Source organism: Patescibacteria group bacterium (assembly GCA_028707495.1).
Lineage (GTDB): Bacteria > Patescibacteriota > Patescibacteriia > UBA2591 > JAQWAS01 > JAQWAS01.
Window position 1 is genome coordinate 54,991 of sequence record JAQWAS010000001.1, and the last position, 26,783, is coordinate 81,773.

The 26,783-nt window shown below is 33.1% G+C and carries 25 protein-coding genes; 15 read left to right on the forward strand and 10 right to left on the reverse strand.

The window, feature by feature from the left end; genetic code table 11:
- The first annotated feature begins 10 nt into the window (after positions 1–10).
- Positions 11–1,069: a lysylphosphatidylglycerol synthase transmembrane domain-containing protein gene (locus tag PHS07_00280; protein MDD4606763.1), complete on the forward strand. Its 1,059-nt coding sequence runs from the start codon at positions 11–13 to the stop codon at positions 1,067–1,069.
- 15 nt (positions 1,070–1,084) lie between these two features.
- Here the strand turns inward: PHS07_00280 and PHS07_00285 are convergent, their stop codons facing one another.
- The gene (locus PHS07_00285; protein MDD4606764.1) at positions 1,085–1,285 is read right to left on the reverse strand and encodes a hypothetical protein; all 201 of its coding nucleotides are present in this window, start codon (positions 1,283–1,285) and stop codon (positions 1,085–1,087) included.
- Positions 1,286–1,787: 502 nt separating this feature from the next.
- On the opposite strand from PHS07_00285, the gene PHS07_00290 reads away from it, so the two are divergent.
- Positions 1,788–2,453 (forward strand): hypothetical protein, encoded by a 666-nt coding sequence (locus PHS07_00290; protein ID MDD4606765.1) that lies wholly within the window; start codon positions 1,788–1,790, stop codon positions 2,451–2,453.
- A gap of 60 nt (positions 2,454–2,513) precedes the next feature.
- On the opposite strand, the gene PHS07_00295 is transcribed toward PHS07_00290, so the two are convergent.
- The 9 genes from PHS07_00295 to PHS07_00335 are packed head-to-tail and all read right to left on the reverse strand — an operon-like array spanning position 2,514 to position 11,121.
- Positions 2,514–3,125 (reverse strand): V-type ATP synthase subunit D, encoded by a 612-nt coding sequence (locus PHS07_00295; GenBank protein ID MDD4606766.1) that lies wholly within the window; start codon positions 3,123–3,125, stop codon positions 2,514–2,516.
- A 33-nt stretch (positions 3,126–3,158) separates the two neighbouring features.
- Positions 3,159–4,541: a V-type ATP synthase subunit B gene (locus PHS07_00300; protein ID MDD4606767.1), complete on the reverse strand. Its 1,383-nt coding sequence runs from the start codon at positions 4,539–4,541 to the stop codon at positions 3,159–3,161.
- A gap of 11 nt (positions 4,542–4,552) precedes the next feature.
- Positions 4,553–6,307, reverse strand: coding sequence for a V-type ATP synthase subunit A (locus tag PHS07_00305; GenBank protein MDD4606768.1), 1,755 nt, complete (start codon positions 6,305–6,307; stop codon positions 4,553–4,555).
- A gap of 17 nt (positions 6,308–6,324) precedes the next feature.
- Positions 6,325–6,651, reverse strand: coding sequence for a V-type ATP synthase subunit F (locus PHS07_00310; GenBank protein MDD4606769.1), 327 nt, complete (start codon positions 6,649–6,651; stop codon positions 6,325–6,327).
- A gap of 7 nt (positions 6,652–6,658) precedes the next feature.
- Positions 6,659–7,654 (reverse strand): V-type ATPase subunit, encoded by a 996-nt coding sequence (locus PHS07_00315; protein ID MDD4606770.1) that lies wholly within the window; start codon positions 7,652–7,654, stop codon positions 6,659–6,661.
- A gap of 7 nt (positions 7,655–7,661) precedes the next feature.
- Positions 7,662–8,228, reverse strand: coding sequence for a V-type ATP synthase subunit E (locus PHS07_00320; GenBank protein ID MDD4606771.1), 567 nt, complete (start codon positions 8,226–8,228; stop codon positions 7,662–7,664).
- 26 nt (positions 8,229–8,254) lie between these two features.
- A complete protein-coding gene (locus PHS07_00325; GenBank protein ID MDD4606772.1) occupies positions 8,255–8,734 on the reverse strand; it encodes a V-type ATP synthase subunit K in 480 nt (159 codons plus the stop codon).
- A 49-nt stretch (positions 8,735–8,783) separates the two neighbouring features.
- The gene (locus PHS07_00330; protein MDD4606773.1) at positions 8,784–10,775 is read right to left on the reverse strand and encodes a V-type ATP synthase subunit I; all 1,992 of its coding nucleotides are present in this window, start codon (positions 10,773–10,775) and stop codon (positions 8,784–8,786) included.
- A gap of 28 nt (positions 10,776–10,803) precedes the next feature.
- On the reverse strand, positions 10,804–11,121 hold the full coding sequence (locus PHS07_00335) for a hypothetical protein (protein ID MDD4606774.1): 318 nt from the start codon (positions 11,119–11,121) through the stop codon (positions 10,804–10,806).
- A 584-nt stretch (positions 11,122–11,705) separates the two neighbouring features.
- Here PHS07_00335 and PHS07_00340 point away from each other — a divergent pair.
- From PHS07_00340 to rpsI, 13 genes are all read left to right on the forward strand, one after another.
- Complete coding sequence (locus tag PHS07_00340) at positions 11,706–13,217, forward strand: glycosyltransferase family 2 protein (GenBank protein ID MDD4606775.1); 1,512 nt, start codon at positions 11,706–11,708, stop codon at positions 13,215–13,217.
- A 2-nt stretch (positions 13,218–13,219) separates the two neighbouring features.
- On the forward strand, positions 13,220–14,188 hold the full coding sequence (murB, locus tag PHS07_00345) for a UDP-N-acetylmuramate dehydrogenase (GenBank protein MDD4606776.1): 969 nt from the start codon (positions 13,220–13,222) through the stop codon (positions 14,186–14,188).
- 126 nt (positions 14,189–14,314) lie between these two features.
- Positions 14,315–21,763, forward strand: coding sequence for a right-handed parallel beta-helix repeat-containing protein (locus tag PHS07_00350; GenBank protein MDD4606777.1), 7,449 nt, complete (start codon positions 14,315–14,317; stop codon positions 21,761–21,763).
- Between the two features lie 193 nt (positions 21,764–21,956).
- On the forward strand, positions 21,957–22,190 hold the full coding sequence (gene infA, locus PHS07_00355) for a translation initiation factor IF-1 (GenBank protein ID MDD4606778.1): 234 nt from the start codon (positions 21,957–21,959) through the stop codon (positions 22,188–22,190).
- A gap of 10 nt (positions 22,191–22,200) precedes the next feature.
- On the forward strand, positions 22,201–22,314 hold the full coding sequence (rpmJ, locus tag PHS07_00360) for a 50S ribosomal protein L36 (GenBank protein MDD4606779.1): 114 nt from the start codon (positions 22,201–22,203) through the stop codon (positions 22,312–22,314).
- A 76-nt stretch (positions 22,315–22,390) separates the two neighbouring features.
- Entirely contained in the window at positions 22,391–22,756 is a 366-nt protein-coding gene (locus tag PHS07_00365) for a four helix bundle protein (protein ID MDD4606780.1), read from the forward strand.
- 55 nt (positions 22,757–22,811) lie between these two features.
- Positions 22,812–23,201 carry a 30S ribosomal protein S13 gene (gene rpsM, locus PHS07_00370; GenBank protein MDD4606781.1) on the forward strand — a complete coding sequence of 130 codons (390 nt, stop codon included), beginning with the start codon at positions 22,812–22,814 and terminating at the stop codon, positions 23,199–23,201.
- 216 nt (positions 23,202–23,417) lie between these two features.
- The gene (gene rpsK, locus PHS07_00375; protein MDD4606782.1) at positions 23,418–23,858 is read left to right on the forward strand and encodes a 30S ribosomal protein S11; all 441 of its coding nucleotides are present in this window, start codon (positions 23,418–23,420) and stop codon (positions 23,856–23,858) included.
- 27 nt (positions 23,859–23,885) lie between these two features.
- Entirely contained in the window at positions 23,886–24,518 is a 633-nt protein-coding gene (gene rpsD, locus PHS07_00380) for a 30S ribosomal protein S4 (GenBank protein ID MDD4606783.1), read from the forward strand.
- Between the two features lie 27 nt (positions 24,519–24,545).
- A complete protein-coding gene (locus PHS07_00385; GenBank protein ID MDD4606784.1) occupies positions 24,546–25,379 on the forward strand; it encodes a DNA-directed RNA polymerase subunit alpha in 834 nt (277 codons plus the stop codon).
- 37 nt (positions 25,380–25,416) lie between these two features.
- Positions 25,417–25,767 carry a 50S ribosomal protein L17 gene (rplQ, locus tag PHS07_00390; protein ID MDD4606785.1) on the forward strand — a complete coding sequence of 117 codons (351 nt, stop codon included), beginning with the start codon at positions 25,417–25,419 and terminating at the stop codon, positions 25,765–25,767.
- A gap of 56 nt (positions 25,768–25,823) precedes the next feature.
- Positions 25,824–26,165, forward strand: a complete 342-nt coding sequence (gene rplM, locus PHS07_00395) for a 50S ribosomal protein L13 (GenBank protein ID MDD4606786.1) — start codon at positions 25,824–25,826, stop codon at positions 26,163–26,165.
- A 4-nt stretch (positions 26,166–26,169) separates the two neighbouring features.
- Positions 26,170–26,622 (forward strand): 30S ribosomal protein S9, encoded by a 453-nt coding sequence (gene rpsI, locus PHS07_00400; protein MDD4606787.1) that lies wholly within the window; start codon positions 26,170–26,172, stop codon positions 26,620–26,622.
- The last annotated feature ends 161 nt before the right edge of the window (positions 26,623–26,783 follow it).

Sequence of the window (26,783 nt, forward strand, 5' to 3'; positions counted from 1 at the left end):
TATACAGGTTATGAAAAAAGTTAAACTTTTACCCTTTATTTTTTCAACGGTTATTGGAATTTTTTTATTTGTTTTTATTTTAATTAAAATTGGCGCTGGCAACATTATTGACACGTTGACTTTATTAAAGCCTATCCCTGCCTTATCAGCGGGTATCGTTTTTTTTATTATGGTGTGTTTGCAGAGTTTACGTTGGAAAATAATTCTAAAAAATATGGGTTACCTTGTTAGTTTTGGAAAAATTTTTATGGCAAGAACATCTGGTTTTTCGGTTTCATATTTAACTCCCATGAGTTTTTTTGGCGGTGAACCTTGGCGAGCTTATTTTTTAAAGCAAGAAGAGGGGATAGCTATTCATCAAAGTTTAAGCTCAATTTTTATTGAAAAAATTATCGATTTATTAATGGGAGCTTTGTTATTTTTAATTTCTTTTTTTTATTTAATTACTCGACCCATTTCAGCCCAATTATTAATTATTAGTATTTTAATTTTAGCTGGCATCGTAGCTGTTGTTTTCTGGTTTTTTAAAAGTTTAAAAAATAGAAAAAGATTTATTAGTAAATTTACCAAATTAATTGGCTTGCACAAAATTAAATATATTCAGGAGCGGAGTGATCGTTTACAACGCATCGAAGAAAATTTAAGTAATTTTTTTTGGCACCAAAGGAAAAATTTAATTGTCGTTTTTTTAATTATGACTTTAGAAATAGTTTTATCTTTGATTTTATTTAAAATAATAATTTTAGCTCTCGGTTATGATTTAAATGTGATGCAATTAATTTTTTTACGTGCCATGACTATGGCGGCGACTTTAGTGCCAATTCCGGCAGCCTTAGGTATTTCTGAGGGGGGTAATATTTTGGCTTTTATCATTTTTGGAGTTAGCGCTTCGGTCGGTATGGCCTTTAGTTTATTAACTCGTTGTTTTTTTGTTATCGAAGTTATCATTGGTTTAATTTTCTTATCGCATTTTGGAATTAAATTAATTAAAAATTTATTTATTAAAATGTTTAATAATGGCAATGGCAACGGTAATGGTAACAATGGTAATGAAGACAGTAAGATTTAGTTATTAAAAATTTTTTTAAAAATAAAATCCGTAGATAGCGGATTTTTTTATATAGTTATTTTTGTAAAAAGCTTTAAAGTTAAGAATATAATTGAAGCGTTGATTTACGGGATTGCCACCTGCCTGCGGCGGGCAGGCGTCGTCGTCTGCCGAGTCGGCAGACTCCTCCTCGCAATGACACATACCTAAAGTGTCATACTGAACTTGTTTCAGCATCTGTTAGCGCCTAAAATGTTGATTCTTAAAAAATGTTTTTTTTCGACTACAGATCCTGAAATAAATTCAGGATGACAGAATAAATGTCATGCTGAACTCTAGTCCGCCAAATCGGAGGATGTTTCAGCATCTGTTAACAAAAGAAGTGTTATGCTGAACTTGTTTCAGCATCTGTAGTTGAGTTAAAATTTGTTATTTTAAATAGACGTCATGAGTGTTTACAGATCCTGAAATAAATTCAGGATGACAATACAAAAATTCAGGATGACATCGATAATCAACAAAAAGTGCAATATGTGTGTACACATTACCAATATACCTTGACAAGAAATTTAATTTATGCTAGTATATAGATAGATAATAATTATGGTTCTTTAATATCATATTTAATTGCGAAAAGAACAGACTGTTAATGCGGTTGGTTGGTTATCTGACTGATTGCCTTAGTGGTCTACTCTTTTCGCAATTATTTACAAAACAAATTTTCCTAAAGGAGGAAAAAGTGGAAGCTAAAAAAATCCTAAGAATCATGATTAAAGTAGCTTTGATCGCTATGATTGCCTTTACTTTGTTTTGGGGTGCTTGGTATTTGATTACCGGTAGCATACCTTCGGTCGAAACTATCAAGATGACGGAAGGCTGGAGTATCATTCTGCCCTTTGCCATTCCGCGCTGGACTGACATTCCCCTAGCCGGCATATTTGCTTGTTTATTAGTTCTGTTGTTTACTAATAAGGGATGGCACAAGCGTTACGCCGACGAAATCGAATGGGAATATGATTATGTGGTCACTCTGTACGTAGGGTTTCTTTACGGGATAATTGTCGGGCTGGGTGCTGGGCTAATTTGCAGTGCGTGTGATTTAGGTGCCGGGCTAGGCGTCGGATTACTTTGCGGACTAGCTGTCGGCCTATTTTGGGGACCAGTTGGCGGGCTAGGCTTCAGCCTAGCTTGTATGCTAGGCATCGGTCTAAATATAGGGTTGTTTTACATGCCAGCCTTGGTTCCAGTTGCCGGGTTGGGTTTTGGGATAGGTGTCGGGCTAAAATATCTTTTTACTAGAGAATTCTGCAAGAAAATCGGTCATTTTATTGAAGGAGTCTACAAAAAGATCAGTCGTTTTATTGTAGAATCTAGTAAAAAGATTGGCTCTTGGATAACAAAATAACAACGATTTTAAGGCCGAGGGAAATCCTCGGCCCTTGTTTATTCAAGTTTTAAAAATATTTTAAGCAATCTTTTCCTTAACACGCATTAAAGAAGTTAAGGCGCTTCTTTCCTGTTCATCAAGTTTATTAGTAATATATTTAATAGTTGATTGCATCTGAGGAATAAAAACATATTCTAAGGCATTGACCCGGCGGCGGGTTTTTTCAATTTCTTGAGCCAAAAGACGAGCCGAATGTTCAATTTCAGCTAAATTAACAATATTATCTAAGCTGGCAGAAAAAGACTCTAAAGCAAAATCAATTTCACTACTAGTCGAAGCTAAAGAATAGCAGACATGGTCACCTTCTGATTTAAATTTAAATTGAGGGATATTAACGCTCATAACATTTTTAGTTTCAACTTTCAAAGTTATTTTTTTAGATGGCATAATTAAAGCTTCTTCGGTGACTTCTGGGCGCATGTCAGCTGAGGCAAAAATAAAAGACTTAAAGGCTTGACCTAATTTTTGTTCAACTTCTTGACGGAGAGTTTGAGCCTGGCGAATAATCGTCATAAATTCTTTCATTAAGCCATCTCTTTTTTCTTTAAGCAGTTTGTGTCCTTGTTGAGCTACTTTAACTCTTTTTTTAAGTCGTATAAGTTCTATGCGTGTTGGATTAATTTTTGCCATACAAAATTAATTTTTTAAATTAATGTGATAGATTTATTTTTTAGGTAGATATTTTTCAATATATTCTTCTTTAATTCTTTTTAATTCAGAGCGTGGAAGGATAGTTAATAATTCCCAGCCTAAGTTTAAAGTTGTTAAAATATCACGGTCTTCGTTTAAGCCTTGTTTAACAAATCTTTTTTCAAATTCATCAGCAAATTGACTAAATTTTTTATCGTTTTCTGATAAGGCAGCTTCACCTAAAATAACAGCTAGTTCGCGAGCCTCCTTACCACGAGCATAAGATGAAAAAAGTTGATTCATTAAGCCGGCGTGATCTTCTCGAGTTTTTCCCTCGCCAACACCTTTATCTTTTAAACGTGATAAAGATGGTAAGACGTTTACAGATGGATAAATACCCTTGCGATGCAAATCACGATCAATCATAATTTGACCTTCGGTAATATAACCAGTTAAATCCGGAATGGGATGGGTTTTATCATCTTCAGGCATGGTTAAAATAGGAATTTGAGTGATTGAACCAGGTTTATTTTTAATTCGACCAGCTCTTTCATACAGAGTTGAAAGATCAGTATACAAATAACCTGGATAACCTCTGCGGCCGGGAATTTCTTTACGTGCCGCTGAAATTTCTCTTAAAGCTTGGCAATAATTAGTCATGTCGGTTAAAATAACCAAAACATGCATACCTTTTTCATAAGCTAAATATTCTGCTGTGGTTAAAGCTAAACGAGGAAGAGTAATTCTTTCAACGACTGGGTCATCGGCTAAATTAATATATAAAACAGCTCGCTCGATTGCGCCGGTTTTTTTAAACTCATTAATAAAATATTCGGCTTCTTCAAATGTAATTCCCATGGCGCCGAAAATAACAGCAAAAGGCGAATCTTTTCCGTCTTTAGAAATAACTTTGGCTTGGCGAGCAATTTGAGCGGCGAGTTGATTGTGGGTTAAACCAGCACCTGAAAATATCGGTAATTTTTGGCCACGGACTAAAGTGTTTAAAGCATCAATAGTTGAAATACCAGTTTGAATAAAATCATTAGGATAATCTCTGGCAAAAGGATTTAAGGGATCACCATTGACATCAAGTTTTGTTTCGGCAATAATAGCTGGACCCTTATCTTTGGGGCGACCAGAGCCGTCAAAGACTCGACCCAAAACATCTAAAGATAATGGTAATTCCATGGTTTTACCTAAAAATTTAGCACTTGAACCTTCTAGGGCAATACCTCGAGTTCCTTCAAATAGTTGGACAATCGCCTTATCTCCATTAACTTCTAAAACTTGACCGCGACGAATACTTCCATCGTTTAATTTAATTTCAACCAATTCATCATATTTAACTCCCTCAACTTCATCAACGATTAAAAGCGGTCCAGAAACTTCTTTAATTGTTTTATATTCTTTCAACATATAATCTATTTTTATTTATTTAATGAATTAATTTGATTTTCAATTTGTTGAATTAGTTGTTCTAATTTATCGATTTCATCCATGGGGATGGATTTGGCACGACCAATTTCTTCTTTAACCGGCAAATCAAGCAAATCTTTAAGTTTAAAACCGCTTTGAATTTTTTCTTTAGCTAGTTTATAAAAAACCATAATAGCCTTAAGAATGAGATATTGTTTTTTAATTGAAGAATAGGTATCAATTTCATCAAAAGCATTTTGAAGCAAAAAATCTTCTCGAATTGACTTAGCTGTGTCTAGAGTTAATTGTTCTTGAAAAGATAATGATTCGACACCAACCAAACGGACAACCTCTTCTAAAGCGGATTCTTCTTGTAAAATTGTCATCGCTTGAATTCTTAATTCTGGCCAATCTTGACCAGCGTGGCTAGCCATATATTCGCTTAAATTGTCGGTATATAAAGAATAACTATTCAGCCAATTTATAGCTGGAAAATGACGACGGTAAGCTAATTGATCATCTAGTGCCCAAAAAACTTTAGTTACTCTCAATGTGTTTTGAGTGACTGGTTCTGATAAATCGCCACCGGGAGGAGAAACAGCTCCGACTACGGTTAAGGAGCCTTCACGGTCACCAGCGCCTAAACATTTTATTTTTCCAGCACGTTCATAAAATTCAGCTGTGCGTGAAGCTAGATAAGCTGGATAGCCTTCTTCACCTGGCATTTCTTCTAAGCGACCAGAAATTTCACGCAACGCCTCAGCCCAGCGAGAAGTAGAATCGCCCATTAAGGCTACGTTATAGCCCATGTCACGATAATATTCAGCAATGGTAATCCCAGTATAAATCGAAGCTTCGCGGGCAGCCACAGGCATATTTGAAGTGTTGGCAATTAAGACGGTTCTTTCCATTAGGGCTTTGCCGGATTTAGGGTCTTTTAATTCTGGAAATTCTTGAAGTACATCAGTCATCTCATTGCCACGTTCACCGCAACCAATGAAAATAATAATATCAGCATCAGCCCATTTGGCTAGTTGGTGTTGGACTACTGTTTTACCAGAGCCAAAAGGACCAGGAATGCAACCCGCACCGCCTTTGGCAATGGGGAAAAAAGTATCAATAATTCTTTGGCCAGTTAATAGTGGTTCGGTTGGAATTAGTTTTTCCTTAATTTTACGAGCTTCGCGGATGGGCCAAATTTGAGTCATGGTGATGTCTTGTCCGTCAATTTTAGCTATAGCGTCTTTTAAGGTAAACGAACCAGATTGAATTGTTTCAATGGTGCCATTTTGAATATGAAGTGGTACCATGATTTTATGAATAATTAATTCGGTTTCTTGAACTTCGCCTAAAACATCTCCAGCTTCAACCTTATCTCCTTTTTTAACCAAGGGTTTAAATTCCCATTTTTTCTTTTCATCCAAGGCTGGAACTTCAACGCCTCGGGTGATATAAGCTCCAGTTTTTTCTTCAAGCTTATCTAACGGGCGTTGAATTCCATCATAAATTGAAGTCAATAAACCTGGTCCTAAAACTACAGACAGGGGATGGCCAGTTAAGTAAACCGGTTCGCCTGGTCCAATGCCTGAGGTATTTTCATAAACTTGAATTGAAGCTTTGTCGCCATCGAGTTCAATAACTTCACCAATAAGTTTGTGTTCTGAAACTTTAACTACTTCATACATTTTAACTCCAAACATGCCTTCGGCGACAACAAGCGGTCCGGCGACTTTGATAATTTTTCCTTGAGTTTTTTCTTTTAACATATTATTTTTTTATAAAATTAATTTTCTGATTTAGATAAAATATCACTCCCAACAGCTTGTTCAACTATTTTTTTTAAATTTTGATAACCGTAATTTGTGGTGCCATGTTGAGATGGGATGAAAGTAATAGCGGGCATGGTTTGACGAGCTAGTTCATCAATTTCGTCTTTAAGTTGAGTTGCCCAATCCTCAGTGATAAATAAGACGCCATAAGATCCGTTTTTAATTTTTTCTAAAGCTTGATGAGCATCGGCAATTTCAACCACTGGAAAAATTTCAACCCCAAGGGCTTTAAACCCTAAAACGGCATTAGCTGAACCTAAAATAGCGATTTGATATTCCATAAATTTTTTAAAATAAATTTCTTTGACGTTGTTTTAACTCTTCGGCTGGAATATTATTTAATTTACCAGTCATAACTAAACGAACATTGCGAATAGCATTTTTTTTAGCTAAATAATAGCCAACTAAAATTTCTGGGCCATAGCCTATCCATTTAGTTTGTCGAACGAAATCAAGTTCCATATTTTCTAAATCTTTTTCTAATTCCGATAAATTTTGATGCTCTAAATAGTGATCAATAAAAATTGAAGCATCTTTAGAAAAATTATTTTTTATTTCAATTAAACCTTCTTCGAGTGGTTTTTCTACTAGACGAGCAAAATCATCTAAATCTAAACTACCTTTTTCTAAAATTTCAGAAACAATATATTCGGACGAGCGTTGCATACGCTTACCACGAATAAATATTTTAAGATTGGCAATATCTATTTGGAGTTTAATCAATTCTTGAATAAATTTGTTTTTTGTTTTTTGGCCTAAGGCATAAAGAGTTTCAAAATATTGCCAATCAGACCAACGATCAAGCCAATTTGGTTGAACCCCCTCAGTTTCAATTTTATTTTTAATATAATCAATCGCAAATTTTATTTCTGACGGTAACTCGTTTTTTGCGTCTTCTAAAATAACTTGTTTGAGCTTTGCAAAATTAACCACCCCCAAATCAGAAGCATAATCTTCGGTGTTTTTGTGACTATATTTTTCTTTAAACAAGAGTTTTATGTTTTGAAAATCATAGCGAATAAAAAGTATTTTTAACAAATTTTCATCTGGTACAATTTGAAAAAAAAGTTCGCGAACTTGTCTGAGATCATCTTGTAGAGCTTGGTTAAAATTTTTAACTGGCACATCTAAAAGATTATCGGCATAATCAGTATCATTAAAAACCCTAAAAGCCTGTTCGGCATCAGGAGCGTCGAGCATTCTTTCAAGTTCAGCTTGGTTTAAAAGCTTATTTTCTTTGGATCTAATTAGACCAGTTGCATAAAGATATTTACTTCGAGACATGCAAAAATTAGTTAAATAATGTTTTAGCTATTTTTTCCTCAGTTTCTTGTTGGGCACGTTTAATTATTTGTTCAAACGAATTATCAATGTTAATTTTGGGCGAAACAAAAATAAAGCCACCTTTGATTTTTTCATTTTCTTCGATTAATTCGAAATTGCGTTGACTTTGGTTAAGCGCCTGTTGGGTAAGTTTAACTTTATTTTTGGCTGGCTGAATTTGACCATTTTCAAGCTCTGGTAGATCATAAATCAATTGGCTAATCAGCTCAATATATTGTTTATCATTGAGTTCTAATAATTCATCTAAAGCCATTTTATAAACTTGATCAATAGTTTTTCTTTTTTTCTCTAAAATTTGAGCGTTGTTTTTTAATTTATTTTGAAACAACTCTTGATCGGCCAGTTTTTCAAGCTGTTGTTTTTTAGCGTCCAAGAGTATCTTTTTTTTAGCTTCAATTTTAGTTTGATATTCTGTTTCAAGTTCTTTTGTTGTTTTTTTTGTTTCAGCTTCAATTTTTTTTATTTCAGCTTGAGTTTCTTGCTGAATTTTTTGAATAATATTTTGTAAAGACATAGATTAAATATGTTTGACTAAAATTATTAGCCAACCTGAATACCGTTGAGAAGTAGGATAGTAGCCAACAAACCTAAAACGGCATAAGTTTCAACCATGGCTGATAAAATAATAGCTTTGCCAGATTCGGCAGGCTTTTTAGCTACAATTCCCATACCGGCGGCTGAAACTTTTCCCTGAAATAAACCTGAAATTAAGCCGGCAATAGCGATAGGTAAGCAGGCAAAAAAGATTTGCCAACCAACCTCAGGGGTTAAATTAATAACTTCACCACCCAAAAGACCGACCTTTTGTAAAACCATAATGGCTCCCAAAAAGCCATAAATACCTTGAGTACCAGGCAAAGCTTGAAGTAATAAAGCTTTACCAAATTTTTCTGGATCTTCAGAAACAACGCCTGAAGCCACTTGACCAGCGATACCTACTCCTAAAACAGAGCCGATACCGGCTAAGATAACAGCTAAAGCTGCACCTAAGATTGCCAATGCTAATCCGATAGACATAATTTTAATAAGTTAATAATTATTAATTAAAAATTTAAATTTATAATATAAATTAATTTTGATTTTCCGGTGTAGTAAATTGACCTTGTTTTTTAACTGGTTTAAAGCGCCGACCGCCACCTTCCATAAATTTAGGGAAAAATTCAACATATTGCAAGCGACCAGAGTGAATAAATGAACCTAAGGCGTTGATGGCTAAATTAAAGATATGCCCACCAATCAAAATTAAAATAGCAATGGGCCAGCCGATAAAAGGAATCATATCTTTAAATAACATGGCAATTAAATTAATTACCATGGCAATAATGCCAGTTGCCAAGCCGAGAGCGAGAATACGCGAATATGATAAAACATCGGATAAATAACCAACCAAGTCATATAAAGAGAGAATGCCTTGAGGAATTTTTAAAAATATATTTTTGGCGCGACGACCTTGAGTTAAAACAACAGCAGCTACACCAAGATAAACTAAATAAGTTGCTAATTGACTTAAGCTGGCGATTAATCCAACCTTAGTTAACATCCAAAACAAAATACTAAAAATAAAATATAACCAAATTGCACTGTCAAAAGATTGATCCCAATCTTTATTTTTTAAATTCCAATATAAATTCACAGCAATACCAACAACAACTTGTATAATTCCTAAAATTAACGAAACAACTAGCATTTTTAAAGGTTCTTCGACTGGATTGATAATTCTAATTTTTAATAGAAAATTTCTGATTGGTTCTAAGGATGCTGGTAAATTTTCAAGAGTAATTCCAAACCAGCCACCTAAAATAGCTCCCATGATAAAAGTTGCTACGCCACCATAAATTAATAATTTGAAAAAGCCTCGTTTTTCTTTCGGAGTTTTTAAAACTTTCATAGCTAGAAAAGAAAATAAAGCTAAAATAATTCCATAGCCAGCATCACTTAAACACAAACCAAAGAAAATAATAAAAAATGGAGCTAAATAGGGAGTTGGATCAACTTCGTGAGATTGAGGAGCTCCGTAGATATTAGTGACAGATTCAAAGGGTTGAACAAAGTTGGAATTACGCAAAACAACCGGCGGAGTTTCATTTTTTTCTAATTCAATTTTGACAATTTCAGTTTCACTTGAAATTTTATTTAATATTTTTTTTAAATTTTCAACGTGGCGACTTTCGATCCAGGCCGACAAGCCAAAGGTGTGCTGGGTTTTAGTTATTTGACTGTCAATAATCATTTTTTCTTTTTGCCAAAAAAAGTAATCATAAACAATTTTTAAATCATCAAGATAGTGACCCAGATCTTGAATTTGATGTAAAATTTCTTGTTGTTTTTTTTCAGCTTGAATAATCTCTTTTTGAAGGTGTTGAATTGTTTCTTTAGGTTTTTGGTTTGGATAAATTAAATCAGCATGTTGAAAATCAAATTTTTTAAACAGTTCATCAATTTCTTTTTGAAGAGTTTTAAAATAAATAATTAAAATATAATTTTCTTTTTCATCTTCTTTAATATTAATAACCTCAATCAGATCTTTATCTTTTTCAATTTCTTGTAAGAATAAGTCAAAATGTTTTTTGTTAATAATGCCAATAGTTGAAATTGTTTTTTGAGTATCTTGAATACTTTGTGGTGGATAAATTAAATCTTGCCAAGGTTCTAATATTTTAATTTCACTTTGATATTTAATAATTAAATTATTGCATTGATTAAGGTTTTCATTTAAATTTTGTGTTTTTTCAACTAAATCTTGGTAGTCAAAACTAGATAAAATTTTATTTATTTTCGTTTGAGTGATCGGAATTTTAGGATTTAATAGGTTGTTTATTTTTTTCTGCCAGTTTTTTTCTTTGGGCTTATATTGTTCAATAAAATCGACGCCTGATTTTATTTGAGCTAATTTATAATCTAAATCAGAAATAACTTTATAGCTATATTGATCTTCTTGGTTTTCCAAATCTTTATTCGAAATAATTTCAAGCCAACCCAATTGATAAATTGTTTCAATAATTTTTTCTTGATGTTCAACGTGTCCGACTAAACATATTTTTTGGATAGGGGAGACAGCCATATTTTTATAAAAAAATAAAAAATAAATCTTAAGACTTATTTAATATATAATCTAAAATTATTTTTTGAGCTTGATTATTTTTTTTCGTATCTAATTTTTCAATTTTTTTAAAATCTTGTTTAAATTTTTCATCTGCCTGTGTAAGACGAATTTGATTGTTGTTTTTAATATCTTTATTGAGTGCGTCAAAATCGTCTTGAATTTCTTTTTCAAGTTGATCAATTAAGGTTTCTTGCGCCTGTTTGAATTGGGTTATTTTTTGTTGATTTTGATTTTGAGCTAATTGAATTTTTTCTTGAGCTGTTCGTTCTATTTTTTTTATTTCATCAATTGGGTTTTGAGTCATATTCTTTTAAGTCTAAAAATTTAAGAATTTGTTTATTATAAATCTATTTTAAGAAGAAGTCAATTATTTTTTATGTGGATAAAATAAACATCTCGGCTTTTTTAAAAGAGTCATTGCGAGGAATCCCGATTTTTGGGATGACGAAGCAATTTCGTAAAAGAAAACCTTAAAATTAAGAATACAATTGAAGCGTTGATTTACGGGATTGCTTCGTCGTCGGATTACCTCCTTCTCACAATGACACTTTAGGAACGGGATTGCCACCTGTCTGCGGCGGGCAGGTGTCGTCGTCTGCCGAGTCGGCAGACTCCTTCTCGCAATGACACATACCTAAAGTGTCATGCTGAACTTGTTTCAGCATCTGTTAGCGCTTAAAATGTTGATTCTTAAAAAATGTTTTTTTTTCGACTACAGATCCTGAAATAAATTCAGGATGACAATACAAAAATTCAGGATGACAATGGGGTTCTGGATAACAATACAAAGCATTCCATTGCACGGAACTCTGCTCGCAATGACGCTTGTTTTTTAATATTAACTTCCCATTTTTAATTATTTTTGCTATACTGACTTAATTGATTTTTATGTCTAAACCAACAACACAAAAAGAAAAAAGATTTTATCGTTTTCTAGAAATTTGGCCAGGCGCAATTGTTTGGGCAACTTACATTGCAGCTATTGGTCTATCTTTTTTTAAACCACTTTGGGTGATTTATTTTATTATTGCTTTTAGTATTTATTGGGTAATGAGAATTCTTTATTTGTTGATTTATAATATTTATTCCTGGATAAAAATGCGTCAAACTGTAAAAGTTGATTGGCTATCCAAACTTAAAGAAGAAAAAAATTGGCAAGATTATTATCATTTAATTTTTTTACCGACATACAAAGAGGGGATAGAAATTTTACGCGAATCTTTTAAACATTTAACTCAAACAGATTATCCGAGCGATAAATTTATAATAGTTCTGGGCGGAGAAGAACGTGATAAAGAAAATTTTTTGCAAATAGCAGAACAGATAAAAAAAGAGTTTTCTGAAAAAATATTTAAAATGTTAATTACGGTTCATCCCAAAGGTTTACCCGACGAAATTCCCGGCAAAGGTTCAAATGTTAATTGGATGGGACATCAAGCTAAAAAATTAATTGATGAATTAAATTTAGATTATGAAAAAATAATTGTTTCAACTTTTGATATTGACACTTGTGTTCATCCGACTTATTTTGCTCATTTAACTTATAAATACATAAATCATCCTAATCCAACTAGGGCCAGTTATCAGCCAATCGCAGTTTATCATAATAATATTTGGGAGGCCCCGGCCGTTTTGCGTGTAGTTGCCAATTCAACCACTTTTTGGTTGCTTTCAGAGTTGGCTCGACCAGAACGACTTTTTACTTTTTCCTCGCACAGTATGAGTTTTAGGGCATTAGTAGATGTGGGTTTTTGGGAAAAAGATATTGTGACCGAAGATTCAAGGATATTTTTACAATGTTTTATTCATTACAAGGGTGAATATAGCGTAGAACCTATGTTTATACCAGTTTCTATGGATACGGTTATGTCAGATAATTTATGGCAAAGCTTTAAAAATCAATATAAACAAATTCAACGTTGGGGTTGGGCGGTTGAACACTTTCCGTATATGGTTTGGAATTTTTTTAAAAATCCCCAAGGCAAACAAATTCCTTGGCTTAAAAAGATGCGCTATCTTTTTCAATTTACTGAAGGTGAATATTCTTGGCCAACAGCGCCAATTCTATTGTTAGTTTTGGGTCGTTTGCCTTTGTTTCTAGCTGACCCAGCTACTGAAGCTAAGGTTATAGCCCAAAATGCACCTTATGTTTTACAGTGGATTATGACTTGTGGTGTGCTTGGTCTTATAATTTTAGCTATTTTAAGTACAATTATTTTACCTAAACGGCTTCATAAAAGCTCTAAATTTGGGTATGTGATAATGATCGTTCAGTGGATTTTAGTGCCAATTACAATGATAATTTTTGGTTCTATTCCGGCAGTTGATGCTCAAACACGTTTAATGTTAGGTAAAAATTTAGGTTTTAGGGTGACAGAAAAAAAGAGAAAACAAAGATAACAATGCTTACTCAAAAATTTTCTAAAATTCAACAAAATATAAATTTAGCCGAATATACGACTTTTAAGATTGGTGGACCGGCTAAGTATTTTTATGTGGCTGAAGACAAAGACGACTTAATTGAGGTCTTAAATTTTTGTTTAGAAAATAAAATTCCATATTTTATTTTAGGTGGTGGGAGTAATATTTTAATTAGCGATCAGGGGTTTGGTGGTTTGGTAATTAAAATTATAAACAATAATTTAAAAATAATAAATCAAGATGAAAAATCTAAAATTATTCAAGCTGGTGCTGGTGATAAATTGGCCAATGTAGTGGGCTTAGCTTTGCAAAACGAGTTGAGTGGCTTGGAAAATTTTATTGGTATTCCGGGCACAATCGGCGGGGCGGTGAGAGGCAATGCGGGTGCTTATTTAAAATCCATTAGCGATGTTCTAAAATCGGTCACGGTTTTACGCTTAGAAAATGGGGATTGGCAAATTCAAAAATTAACACCCAAGGAGTGTAATTTCGAATATCGTCAAAGTATTTTTAAAGCCAATCAAGATATAATCTGGCAAGTAGAATTGGAATTAATTTCGGGCAATAAAGAGGAAATATTGGCTAAAATGAAGGAATATATTTTAAAACGCCAGCAAGTTCAGTCACCAACTTGGTTGAGTGCTGGCTGTGTTTTTATTAATCCTTCAGTACAAAATATTGATTTGTTGGTTTTAGAGGACCAAGGTTATGACGTGGCTAGGTTTAAAGAAACCGGTAAGATACCAGCCGGTTGGTTGATTGAACAATTAAATTTAAAGGGTAAAACTATTGGTCAAGCTCAAGTAACTTACGAGCATGCTAATTTTATAATTAATTTAGGCCAAGCGACAGCTGATGATGTTTTAAAATTAATTAAGTTTGTTCAGGAGCAGGTTAAGAATAAATTTAAAATAAATTTAGAATTAGAAATCGAATTGGTTGGATTTTAGCAAGCCGATATGAATAATTTTAAGTAGTTGATGTATATATTGGGGCTTGACAAAAATAATAAAATAAACTAAGATGATTAATTAATAATTAGGTGATATTTTATTATTTATTAATTAATTAAATATATGCATCAATTCAAAATTCAACAGGAGGGAAAAAATAGCAAAAGAGCAATTATTTTTATAGTTGTTTTTACTTTTTTAAACGTATTTTTAATTTCATCTATTTCGTCTGTTTTGGCTCAGACCCCCATCCAGAGCAAGAATTTGATAAATGGCTTAAGTTTCTCGGGTGATAATTTAAAACAGATTGCATCTAAATCAATTGAAATAAATAAAGTTCCGGGCATTTTAAAATATACCCCCAAATTGACAAATTTAAATCAAAATTTAAACGAAAGTCATTTATTAATTAACAATATTAAAATAGATAAGCAGTCTTGGTCTAGTTTTAAATTAGATGATTATCGTAATTTTAAAGAATATAAAATACAGGGACGAGTTAATTTAGGAGATTTAGATTATAAAGTTTTTGATATTGCAAATCTTTCCACGGTTGAATCTGTGGTTTTTTCAGGAAAAGTCACGACATTTCCAATTTTAAAACCTGATGGTCAAAATTATGGTCATGGTTTCGCAAGGGTAATTTTAATTGGTCAAGATGAAAAGGGCAAAATTCGTGAATATGCAGTTTTAGATACTTCTCATTTTTATGCTGACAAATTTGATAATTCTAAAAATGAATATGATTTTAATATGATTGGGGATGAAGCCTTAGCTCTTCCAGGTTCAATTAAACCCTTGCATCTCGTTGTTGAGGGTAGTAATGTTGAAGTTAATTTTGAAAAAATTTATTATTCAACAACTAAAACTGGTCTTGATTTTAAGCAAGTTTTAAACGAACAAAATGATGCTAAAATTAGAATGATTAACGAAAAAAATGAGAGGTTTGGTTATCACTGGGAAGCGGGGAATACTGGCATTTCACAAGAATCTTATGAGATAAAAAAGGCTTATTTAGGAGACACAATGACTGGTCAATATGACTCGGTTAAAGTTTATAAGCCCATGCCAAACGCTGAGATAATTTATTATTCTGGAGGCGTTTTTTCTTTTGTGCCCATGGGAGAAATGACATATTCTTTACCCTCAAGACATTTAGAAGATTCGGGGTCTGCAATGCTTCCATCTTCTCCAACGGCTTTGCCGGCTGATTATGATAAAATAGAATTCTCATGGAGAGATGCGCATAACCAAGATTGGACAACATCAGTTAAAACCCAGGTTGGCGCAACGTGTTGGGCGTACGCAGCCACAGCAGCCCATGAACTAATGGTTAATACTTATTTTGCAAGGCATTTAGATAAAGATTTAAGCGAACAGCAGTTTATATCAAGAGGCGGAACAACCGACCCCATTTGTGGAGGGCAAGTTAATCCCGCAGAACAGGTTGCTTATACCCGCGGTCAGTTTGATGAGACATGTTTCCCAGCAACGGGTTTATCTACAACACCTTGCAGTCCTTGTGCGGATTGGGATACGAGGGCATGGAAATCAACAACATATGAAAATTCAATAAATTACAGAAACCCTGTTGACTTAATGAAGGATTTAAGAAGCAACGCAGGTATGGTTTTAGGATTAAACGAATGGAATCACGCAGTTAATCTTGTTGGAGCTGAAATATGGAGAGACGATTCGTCGCTTATTATGGAATATAAAAATTCCTGGGGCCCAACATGGGGAATTGACGGTTATGGTTATTTGTACGGTCCGATAGATATTGCAGTTTTTAATAAATGGGGTCACCCTGAAACTGCGGCTACAGGAGCGCCGACAACACAGCTTTGCACTGATGCAGACAGCGATGGTTATTGTTGGTGGGGATTAGGATCTAAACCTTCAACTGGTTGTCCAACTAGCTGTGCAGGAAACAGTGTTGCTGATTGCGACGATTCAGATGCAAATAAACAAGGCCTAGTTGATGGGTATATTTGTGCTGACAATTCGGACGTGATTTCGTCATGTACAACAATTAACTCCCCTGGAACATATTATTTAAGTGGGGACATGTCAGCAAGCGGAAATTGCATTAACATTAACAGTGATAATGTAGCTTTAACGTGCAGTGGCGCAACAATCACAGGAACTGGAACAGGAACCGGCATAAAGATTGATTCACAATCTGATGTTAGAATTTATGATTGTAATTTAAATAATTTTAATATTGGTGTTGAAATTTTAAACTCAGACGGAGTAATGTTAGCTGATTCAAATGTAAGCAATTCAAATACAGGATTTAAAATAAACGGAAGTGAAAACGTGGTTGAAAAATATGGAATTTTAACTTCAAACGGAAAAGGTGTTGAATTAATTAATTCAAATAATAATTACATTTATCAAAACACATTCCAATCAAATACATACGGAATTTATTTAACTAATTCATTAAATAATGAATTTCAGGGAAATGTGATTAAAACATCAAGCAATACAGGATTTTATGCAGATAGTGCAAGTGATAATAATGAGGTCGGAAATTTATATGCGTGTAGCTCGTCTGTTAAGGATATTAATGATCAAGGAACAAATGATTATTCTATAACTGCGTGCGGTTCAGCCACGGGGACAACTTGCGATTATACATGTTCTGTTGGATGCACCAATTTATATTGGCCGGCAACATATCCAGGGGGAGATGCATATTATCCAGAGAGAATTAGAGAGACATCAGAAGAAGGCAAGCATTATTTTATAATTGATGCTTATGGCGGGACAATTAATTTATGCGAAGATGGTTATTATCCGTTGGATTATCCAACACAGCAAATCTTACTCGGAACTTACAATGTTGTAGTTGATTTTAAAAATTCAGAATTTGTCGGCAAAACAAGGGATTATGGCGATTATATTTTTGATCCGGGCGTATATCCGCCTTTTGGAAATTATCCATTAGTCCGCGAGGATTATGATGCTTGGTTTTCAAAAGGAACAATTAAGAATATGAAAATATCAAATGTTTCTACCGGCATAGCGCTGATGGGAACTTCGGGCTCAACAATAACAACCTGGGATAATATTCACTTTGAAAATGTTAAAGTTGGTGCTTATGCAAGAAATTTAAAAATAATTAATTCTAAATTTATAAATTGCGATGAATATGGGATTTACCTTTATGATGTGGAAGGAAACCAGTTGATTGTTGAAAATTCAGAATTTAAAAATATCGGAATTAATGGGATTTACACCAATGCAGTGTCAACAGTACAGGTAGGGGGAACTGGAACAACCGACATTGAAAAAGGAAATTATTTTGAAAATTGCAATAAAATTTATCTTGGAAGAGGTGATACAACTGGAACTGATAATATTCGGCATAATGTTTTAGTTGATACGGGGCTAGAAACTGAGCTTGAAAATGTTAATTTTATTAATAATAAAATTTTTAATTCTCCTTATTATGGCTTAAATGTTTCTACCTATTCGGCAGGGACTGTGGCGGTTCAAAATAATACAGTTTGCGGAAGTATCGGAACAAGAGACATATATGATTCGTCTACCAGAGGAACCTATTTAAACAATGCCTGTGGCTCATCAACACCAAGTGGATTATGTGTTTTTACTGGCAATACTTATTATCGGGATGTAGATGGTGATGGATATGGAAATCCGGACACAACACAAACAAGAGCATGTCCAACTGTGGGCTATATTTGGAGAGCTGGTGATTGTGATGATACTGATGTAGATGTTAATCCAGAGGGAGAAGAAGTTTGTGATAATAAAGATAATAACTGTGATGGGACAACAGACAACATACTAGAAGATTGTGGTTCTGGTGTTTGTATTGGAACTAAATTATGCACTGCCGGGATTTGGGGTGTTTGTTCATCTTCGGGAAATGATGCAGGAGTTTGTGCAAAATGTAGTGATACTGGAATTGCAGTTTATGACGGAACGCAAAATATAGATTGTGATGATGGAGCATACTGTAACGGTACAGAAGTTTGTAGTGCAATTTATACATGTACCGCAGGCACACCGATAAATTGTTCAGTTAACAATTTAGACCCAATTGGAATGTGCATTTGGAATCCAGACGGAAACCCATTAACCTGGGATTATTTTGCTGGTTTTACATCTGCATGCAATGAAACAACCGATTCATGCACTTCAGGAACAGTTGAATTAACACACACTTGCGACGTAACTACTTGTGGCGCAGAATGTGACGCAACCCACGAATGTGAAGACAGTTCATGCGAAGAAACATACACCGATTATTGTGATGGTTTAAAATTAACAGAATACAATTCAAATCTTATTTTAGATTCAATTTTAATTTCTGATTCATGCGAAAATATGTGTGGAGTAGATTGTGGATGTACCGATTGCGACACGGATTGTTCTGCGCCAAGTACGAACACATATTGTGTGAAAGACGTGTGTGGCGCAGTTTGCGATTCGCACGATGATTGTGCGCCAACAGAATGTACACACTTAAGCGGTTGTGTGGGTAATGATTATTATGAATATTCAAACGTGTCCAATGATTGTACGGGTGGTTGTGCTTGCACAAGCAATGACTGTGGAATACCAATAATCTATGAGTTTGATTCAAGATGTGTTGAATGTATGATTGATGACGACTGCAATTCTTATGATGCAGACTATTGTACAGGAAATTCAATCATGCATGATGAGGGTAGATGTTTAGGGTATGTATGCGAAACTGAAACAACAGAAACGCAAAATTGTAATTTATTAAACAATAATTATTGTTTAGGAACAGACATTATGCAAGATATTTACACATGTTCATTGGCAGTCTGTGTAATTGATGAAACAAATTTAATTGAAAATTGTAATGATGAATTATATTGTAATGGAGCAGAAACATGCGCAGATGCAATTTGTACCGCAGGCACACCGATAAATTGTTCAGTTAACAATTTAGACCCAATTGGAATGTGCATTTGGAATCCAGACGGAAACCCATTAACCTGGGATTATTTTGCTGGTTTTACATCTGCATGCAATGAAACAACCGATTCATGCACTTCAGGAACAGTTGAATTAACACACACTTGCGACGTAACTACTTGTGGCGCAGAATGTGACGCAACCCACGAATGTGAAGACAGTTCATGCGAAGAAACATACACCGATTATTGTGATGGTTTAAAATTAACAGAATACAATTCAAATCTTATTTTAGATTCAATTTTAATTTCTGATTCATGCGAAAATATGTGTGGAGTAGATTGTGGATGTACCGATTGCGACACGGATTGTTCTGCGCCAAGTACGAACACATATTGTGTGAAAGACGTGTGTGGCGCAGTTTGCGATTCGCACGATGATTGTGCGCCAACAGAATGTACACACTTAAGCGGTTGTGTGGGTAATGATTATTATGAATATTCAAACGTGTCCAATGATTGTACGGGTGGTTGTGCTTGCACAAGCAATGACTGTGGAATACCAATAATCTATGAGTTTGATTCAAGATGTGTTGAATGTGTTGATTTAGATGATGAAGAAACTTTCTTGGGTAGGGTTGTCAGATCGGGCGATTCTTATCTTATAAATGATGATATTATGTTATGTTCTGGAACATACAATTTTGACGATACGGCATTAATAGCTAATAGCAATAATTTGATTATTGATTGTAATGATGCGGAATTGATTGGACAAGGGATAAGGTCTGGATATTATATTGATAATTATTATGGAATTGAAATTAACAATAAAAATAATGTTATTATTAAAAATTGTCATATTGAAAATTTTATAAAGGGATCAGTAATTAATAATGTTCAGGGTGTTCAGTTTATTGATAATGAATTTATTAACAATACAGATGCGAGTATCTATGGTGAGATGAGTATTAACGATGTTTTAATTCAAGGAAATTATATTATTAACGATCCCTTGGCTTCATCAACTTATGGGATTCAATTACAAGATGTTTCTAATTCATTAATTATTGAAAACAACGTGAGTCAAAATAGTCTTGGTATTTATCTTGGACCTGATTCTGAAAATAATAATATAACAAACAATTATTTAGAAAATAATTTTAATTCAGGAATTTCATTAACTTTAGCAAATAATAATTTAATTAATGGAAATAATTTAGAAAGCAATAGTAAAGGAATCACTACGAGTTCTTGTTCTAATATTGATATTTACAATAACACAAATTTATTTAGTGAAGATGTCGGAATTGAGATTTATCAATCGGATCTTTGTGAGGTAATTAATAATACAATTATTGACTCAGGATTTGGAATTAAGGTGGAAATGGGAAATGATAATTCTATATTAAATAATAATATAGACGGTTCTATGCAAGGTATCAAAATATCAAGAACGACAAATAATAATATTGAAGATAATATAATTGATATTAATGCGGGTTATTTAGAAAACGCTTATAGTATTGATGTTAGTGTGGGAACTGATGAATTATACAATAATTGTAATAATATTATAAAAAGAAATACGGACTCAGCAGGAAAGCAGATTATTTATTTTAAAAATGATGATGATATTGAATCAATTTTACCCATGATAATAGAACCAATTACAGAACTCATATTGTGTAATACAGATGATGTGGTTGTTGATGGTATAGAAATTGATGGAAGTAATATCGATGGTAATACTAATGGTGTGATTATTGAAAGCTCAGATAATATCATTTTTAGAAATTCAAACATTATTAATAGTTATATTGGAATTAATATTAGAGAGTCTAAATTTAATTATTTTAATTTAAATCAAATTAATAACAATAATTTCGGAATAATATTAACAATGTCAAGTGAAAATATAATTGAAAATAATAATATTTGTGACAATGAATTTGTTGATTTATTGATTGGAGAGGCGAGTAGCTATAACGATGGTGATAATATTTGCAATGACGTTATTTATGGATCTGGATTAGAATTATATAATACTATTGAATGTTCAACTAGTTGTTCAGAGGCAAGAGTTAAATTTTTACCACCTTTAGAAAAAATAAAAGATATGTTTGGTATTATTGAAAATAAAATTAAAAAAGTTATAGGTATTAAAGTAAAGCTGGGAAATGGCAATGAGACTTCCAATACAAAAATAATAGAAGACAATCAAATCGTAGATGAAAATAATGGAAACATAATTAAACCAAAAACAGAAGATAATTTTGTCACTATCAAAGAGGGGGTTAAAATAGAAGGGACAGAAATAATTTTTGAACATCAAGATAACAATGTTGTTTTAGATTTAGAAATTAAAGAGACGACAGAACAAGAAAAATTATCAGACGGAGTTGTTGTGATTGAAGAAGAAAATAAAGAAATTAAAGAATCTGAAATTGGTTCGATAATTAAAAATAAAAATGTTGAAATAATGCCGATAGAAGTTGTTAAAAAAGAAACAGAAATGGTGGTTGGTGAATTTATGTCAAGTTTTAAAAAAGATATTATTGAAATTAAACCAGAAATAACATCGACCGACATTTTAATCACCACTAAAGAGGGCGTTAAAAAAATAGAGGATTTGGAAGTCGATAAGAATTAAAATTGTAAATAAAGTTTGGCAAGAATTTAAATTTATGTTAAGATAAAAGTATCAATTTTAAGTGTGTGGAAAAATAAAATTTATACTTATTAACACATATAATTTTAAAAGGGTTGACAAAAAAAAATAAATAAATTATCATTTAATAAATGTGTAAATGTTTTTTTACATTCAACACATTTTTAATTTTATTATGGTACAAGAAACAACTTCTAAATCCAAAGAATATTTAGAGCTAGATGGAGAAATTATTGAACTTTTACCAGCAACCAACTTTGAGATTGAATTAGAAAACGGGCAGACGATTCGAGCTTATTTATCTGGCAAGATGAGAATGCATCGTATTCGTTTGGCAGTTGGCGATAAGGTAAAAGTAAAAATTAGTCCATACGATCTAGGAAAAGGTATTATTGTCTATCGTTATTAATTTAAAATACATGAAAGTAAGAGCATCAGTTAAAAAAATTTGTAAAGATTGTAAAGTTATTCGACGCCAAGGTCGAGTGTGTGTTGTGTGTAAAAATCCTAAACACAAGCAACGCCAGAAATAGGAACAGTGAGTAGGGAGTAGCGGGTAGGTTGTAAAGAAGAGAGAAATGATGAATTTTAAAAATAAAAAATATTATTATGGAAAACCAAATAAGATCTTATAAAGATTTAATTGTTTGGAAAAAATCCATGGATTTAGTTGAGGCTATTTATAAATTAACACAGAATTTTCCACAGTCAGAAACTTATGGTTTAGTTTCTCAAATGAGACGGTGTGTTGTTTCCATCCCTTCAAATATTGCTGAAGGATGTAAACGCGGCACTAAAAAAGATTACAGACAGTTTTTGATTATAGCCTATAGTTCAGGAGCTGAATTAGAAACTCAAATAGAAATTTCAAAAAGATTAAATTTTACAGAAACAATAAATTATATTAAAGTAGATGGTTTGTTGGATGAGATTATGCGTATGTTAAATACAATTATTGGCAAATTAAGTATTTAATTTTTATTACCTAATCACTACAACCTACCCACTAATCACTAATCACTAACAAAAAATGGCAAGAATCGCAGGTATAAATTTACCACAAAATAAACGAGTTGAAATAGGTTTAACCTATATTTTTGGCATTGGCAATGTGACCGCCAATAAAATTTTAAAACAAACCAAAATTGATCCCAGTACTCGGATTAAAGATTTAAATAATGACGAAGTTGAAAGTTTGAGACAGTTGATAGAAAAAAATTATCGTGTAGAGGGTGATTTAAGACGTGATATAGTTTTTAATATTAAAAGATTAAAAGAAATCAATTGTTATCGTGGCGAGCGACATAAAAGAAAATTACCAGCAAGAGGTCAAAGAACTAAAACTAATAGTCGCACAGTCCGTGGTAATGTTAGAAGAACTACTGTAAGTGGTCGAGCTAAAGCAGCTCAAAAAACCTAAAATTTTTAAAATATGAAACAACAGATTCAAGATCAACAATTAGATAAAGATTTAAATAACGAAGAACAAACTTCAGAAGATTTAGCTGAAGATGTTAAAGTTGCAGATGCAGTGGACGCGGAGGAACAAGATAAAACAAAAACAGACGCCCAGGGAGAAACGGAAATTAAAGATGAAAAAGTAAAAGAAGAAGTTAAAGTTGAACAGGAAGTTAAAATTGAACCAGAATACAAAAAATTAAAAGCTCGTAAACGTGGTTCGGGTTCTTATAAAACTAAATTAGGTAAAAAACGTAAAAAAGCGCATTTGCCAGTTAAAAGAGGTAAGGCTTATGTTTTCGCAACTTATAACAATACTCATATAACTTTAACTGACTTAGGCGGTAATGTAATTGCCTCGGCTTCAGCTGGAGAATGTGGTTTTAAAGGACCAAAAAAAGCGACACCTTATGCTGCGGGTGTAATAGTTAAGACTGCGGTTGATAAAGCAAAGCAACGAGGCTTTGAAGAGGCGTCAGTATTTGTTAAGGGTGTGGGTTTAGGCCGTGAAGCTGCGGTCCGGAGTTTATATGCTAACGGAGTTAATATAGTTGCTATTAAAGACATCACTCCAGTGCCACATAACGGTTGTCGACCTAAAAAACCGCGACGCGTTTAAAAATTAATTTTTAGTTTTAATAAATCAATGGCCAGAAATTTAGATCCAAAATGTAAACAATGTCGACGCGAAGGCGAAAAACTCTTTTTAAAGGGTGAGCGTTGTTATTCAAGTAAATGTGCAATGGTTAAACGTAAATATCCACCCGGACAACACGGAACTAAAAGAACTGGACGCATGTCGCAGTATGGTATTCAATTACGTCAGAAACAAAAAGCCAAACGCATGTATATGGTTCTGGAAAAACAATTTAAAAATTATTTCTTGCAAGCCCGTAAATTAAAAGGTGATACCGGTAAAACTTTATTAGAATTATTAGAACGTCGCTTAGATAATGTGGTTTATCGTTCATCATTATTAACTTCTCGTCAAGCTGCCCGTCAAGCTATAACACATGGTCATATTACAGTTAATAGTAAAAAAGTTGATATACCATCTTATAGTGTTAAAAAGGGTGATGTGGTTAGTATTAAAGAGACGAGTAAAATGAAAAGTAAGATTGAAGAAGTTTTAAATTCAAATTCTGGCTCTCAGGAAATTCCTAAATGGTTGAAGGTTGATGTTAAAAAAATGACTATTCAAATTGAAAGCTTACCACAGCCAGAGGATCTACCGCAAGATGTTGATACATTATTAATCACTGAGTTTTATTCAAGATAATTTTAAATTTTTTAAAAAACAAAAAATATGGAAAATATTCCTTTACCTAGTCAAGTTACTATTAATCAGGACAAAAATGATAAAAATCAAGCTGAAATTGTTGTCGAACCTTGCTATCCTGGTTATGGCTTGACTTTAGGAAATTCTTTACGTCGAGTTTTGTTGTCATCTTTAAAAGGCACAGCTATTTATGCGGTTAAAATTAAAGGCGTAGCTCATGAATTTTCCGGCATTCAATATGTAAAAGAAGACGTGGTAGATATTATTTTAAATTTAAAACAAGTCCATTTAAAATCTTTCACTGACGAACCCGTGGAATTAGAATTAAAAGTTAAAGGTAAAAAGAAAGTTACAGCTGGCGATATTAGTAAGAATGCTCAAGTGGAAATTATCAATAAAGATTTAGTTATTGCGACTTTAACAGACGCTAAAGCTGATTTTGATATGAAAATTTGGGTTGATAGAGGCTTAGGTTATATTCTGGTTGAAGAGAAAAAAGATTTTAATGCTGAGGTTGGCGTGATCGGAGTAGATGCGATTTACACACCAGTTTTAAAATGTGGTTTTAATGTTGAAAATGTGCGTGTCGGTGATCGTACCGATTATGATAAAATAATCTTTGATTTAGAAACTGACGGGACAATTACACCAGAAAACGCTTTTAATAAAGCGGCTGGAATTTTAGTCAGACAATTTGGCTTCATTTTAGATGCTACTCAGGGCGAGGATGTTAAGGAAATTAAAATTAAAAAAGAAAATGAAGACGTTGAAGAAGCTGAAGAAGTCGAAGAAAAAGAAGCCGAAAAGAAAACCAAAAAGATAGCCAAAGAAAAAGCCACTAATAAAAAAACCAAAAAATAATTTTTTAAATTTAGATTTTATATTTTAATTTATTATTATGCGTCACTTAAAGAAAGGTAGAAAACTAGATAGAAAAAAAGCGCCTCGTGAAGCTTTATTAAAAAATTTAGCTCAATCTTTGATTTTATATGAAAAAATTGAAACTACAGAGGCCAAAGCTAAAGAAATGCGTTCAATAGTCGAAAAAATGATTACTATTGGTAAAGAAAATAATTTAACCACGCGTCGGCATTTGATAAGTCTTTTACCAACCAAAAACGCTGTTGATAAGGTTTTGGAAGTTTTAGGTCCAAAATACAAAGATCGACCCGGTGGTTATACTCGCATTGTGAAAATTGGGCCACGTCAAGGAGATGGCGCTAAAATAGTACAGATTAGTTTGGTGTAGATACAATATGGGATTTATTAGTGTTATTGGTATAAATTAGTATTATAAATATATATATGGAAAGACAAACAATAAAAATTGATGCCACAGACCAAGTTTTAGGTAGACTAGCAACTCAGATTGTGACTTTTTTGCGTGGTAAAAACAAGCCTGGCTTTAGACCTAATGTTGATGGGGGAGAAATAGTTATAATCGAAAATGCGTCTAAAATCAAGGTAACTGGTAATAAGATGGACAAGAAAGAATATTTTCGCTATTCTGGTTATCCCAGCGGACGTAAAAGTCGTAAAATGAATGAATTGTCTATGACTCAATTATTGACCAAGGCGGTTTATAATATGTTACCTAAAAATAAATTACGCAATTCAATGATGAAACGTTTAACCATTAACGAATAGATCTATGACCGAGAAAAAAAGTGTTGAAATTAAAGAAAAAAAAACAACCACAATTTCTAAATCCAAAGAAAAATATATTGGTGCCAGCGGCGGACGCAAAACAGCCACTGTTCAGGTGAGATTATATCCACAAGGTAGTGGCGAGGTTGTTATTAACGATAAGAAATTAAAAGAATATTTTCCACAGCCAGAATTTCAAAGAATTGTTTTACAGTCTTTAAAAATGACTGATGAAAAAAGTAGTCTTGATTTATCAATTAAAGTTAAGGGTGGCGGGGTGCACGGTCAGGCTGAAGCAATTCGACATGGTATTAGCCGAGCTTTAGTTAAATATAATGAAGAATATAGAACAACTTTAAAAAAGAATGGATTTTTAACTCGAGATGCACGTAAAAAAGAACGTAAAAAACCTGGCTTGAAAAAAGCTAGACGCGCCCCACAATGGAAGAAACGTTAATAAGGAGGTTTATTATGGCTTGGGATGGCAGTGACTCTGAAGGCGATCAAAAGGTTATCAAAAAAAAGGTAAAAAGGGGATCGAAAGGTCCCCCCTTTTTTTATAAAAACATGATTCAGGACTTGACATTTTTCTAAAAATAAGCTAAGATTGAGGCGGTT